Source organism: Gordonibacter sp., assembly GCF_036667095.1.
GTDB lineage: Bacteria > Actinomycetota > Coriobacteriia > Coriobacteriales > Eggerthellaceae > Gordonibacter.
In genome coordinates this window covers 1-2,107 of sequence record NZ_JAVWUP010000328.1, presented here as the reverse complement: position 1 = coordinate 2,107, position 2,107 = coordinate 1, and the positions used below count along the sequence as shown (strand labels likewise).

Annotated in this window: 2 protein-coding genes; one reads left to right on the top strand and one right to left on the bottom strand. The window is 59.9% G+C overall.

Annotation, left to right across the window (positions count from 1 at the left end; translation table 11 throughout):
* Positions 1–1,136, bottom strand: a 1,136-nt coding sequence (locus tag RR842_RS14275) for an FAD-binding protein (protein ID WP_332730245.1), incomplete at its 3' end; no start/stop codon positions are given.
* A gap of 85 nt (positions 1,137–1,221) precedes the next feature.
* On the opposite strand from RR842_RS14275, the gene RR842_RS14270 reads away from it, so the two are divergent.
* On the top strand, positions 1,222–2,107 hold an 886-nt coding region (locus RR842_RS14270; protein ID WP_332730244.1), incomplete at its 3' end, for a hypothetical protein.

The following is a 2,107-nucleotide window of genomic DNA, read 5'->3' as shown; positions in this document are numbered from 1 at the left end:
CATTCTCCGCCGAACTGCATGTGGCCGTGGCGGGACCCTACGTGCACGCTCATGTCCGACATATAGGGGTACTTCTCGCGTACGTTGTAGCCGTCCCAGTCCATGTAGAAGCGGCGACCGTTCACGCCAACCGTGATGCCGAAGCCTTTGGGGGCGGGTTTGAAGATAGGCGGGTTCGTGTACGTGGTGTTCTTCAGGTCGCGGCCCGCCATCCAGAAGCCGGCGGCGTTGTTCATATGCCAGAAGTCGGCACCGATGCGCGTGCAGATGCGGTGGCCGTCGCCCGTGTTCATCGAGCCTGCACCCGGCACGGCAGCACCCTGGCCCAGATAGTTCTGCATCATCTCAGGGCTGTGCTCGAAGCCGCCCAAGCACATGATCACGCCGCGCTTGGCACGGATGCGCTTCTGGTTCTTCTCGCCTGCGACCACGCCGAGGACAGCTCCGGTTTCGGGGTCTTGTACCAGGTCCACCAGTGGGGTAGACGTGCGGTAGTCAACGACATCGCTGTGCTCGGCCACGGCTTGCTCAAGGAATACTTGCACGTGGTTCGGCCCCTTGACCTCGACATTCTTGTTCTTGCCAATAGCAAAGTAACCGAAGGCGTACGAATTCTCGTACTCGCGGTACTCGGCGTTGTGCTTGTCGAGGGTATCCTTCGTAGCCGGTTCGGTGACGCTCATTTCCTCTTTGTTGACGCCCATGTCCAGCACCCAGTCGTAGATTTCCGAGCAGCCTTGGGAATAGGCTTCCAGTACGTCGTCGGGCGTGGTGCCGTGCGCCAGGCTTTTCAGGTACGCGAGAAGCGTGTCCGGCTCTTTCGTCCAGATGGCGTCGCCCTTGCAGAACGGGCTGTTGCCACTGGGGGTGGCACCTTTCTCTATGAGCAAGCACTTTGCGCCATTGCCCTCGGTGGCTACCGTCAGTGCGGCAGCCTGGCCGGCAATGCCGCCGCCCACGACGACGACATCGAACTCTTCGTCCCATTTGTCGCTGGATGCAGCCGTGCCCTTGCTTCCCGAAGGCGCACATCCTGCCAACCCCATCGCAGCTGCTCCCGCCAGCGCGAAGCCGGCAGTTTTCATGAACCCGCGGCGCGTCTGTGCAAGGTTCATCGAATTGGATTTTGATTCCATGTAATTCCCTCCTTGTGATTTGCGAACAACACACTGCCGATCATGGGCCTCGACGTGGTTCCTGTGAATCACCGAAAGGGCGGAATTGCTGTTGAAAGGGTTCATCCCCAAAAAGGACGATGTTGTCAAGGGGGAGAACCGCCCGTATGATGAACGCGAGGGGGAGGACGACATGAAGGATGGTCGGCAGATCGTGGAGAAGCTGAAGACGCTGCAAAGTGCTGCTTTCGTGGCCGTCGGCTGGGGGCTTTTGGCAGCTTGGGCCGATTTGCTGGGACATTCGACGGGGTTTGCGGTGCCGTACTCTGGGCTGACCACGCTCGGGAATATGCGCGTCTACTGGCTTGCTGGCCTGCTGCTGCTTTCGGTGTTTATGGCGCTTGCGCCGCACTGGTTCGAGCGCGTCCAGCGGTCCGTGGCCGTCTTCATGCCACTGGCGGCATCGTTCGGCACGATGGTGTTTGCGGTATCCGTGCAGCAGCAGTTCTTTCCCGTCGAGATGGTGGCAGTTATCGGCATCGTCGTGTCGGGTGCGGGATACGCGTGGTTCACCTGTTTGCTTTGCACGATGCTCGCAGAAACGCAACGCATGGTCTATGCTGCCGGCAGCATCGTAGCCGGTTTAGTGCTGAAGACGATTTTCGTGCAGATCTTCACCATGGCCCTCTCCGAATCGCTCCAAGTCGGCCTTGCCATTCTGCTGCCGCTTGCCGTAGCTCTCTGCGCCTTCTTCGCAAGGAAGGGCACCGTAACGCTCGTCGAAAACGATGAGTGGAAGCCCGTGTCTCCGGGTGTCAGCGGCTATCGTTATCTGGTCCCGCAGATTGCGGTTGCGGCTATCGGCGTGGCCACCGTCAGGGTTATCACCCCGCTTGGTTTTTTCGGCGATCCGCTCAACCTGTTCGCCGGCATGCTCTCTTCGACGCTGGGGATGGTCGGCGTGTGCGCGGTCATGATGGCGCTATCGTATT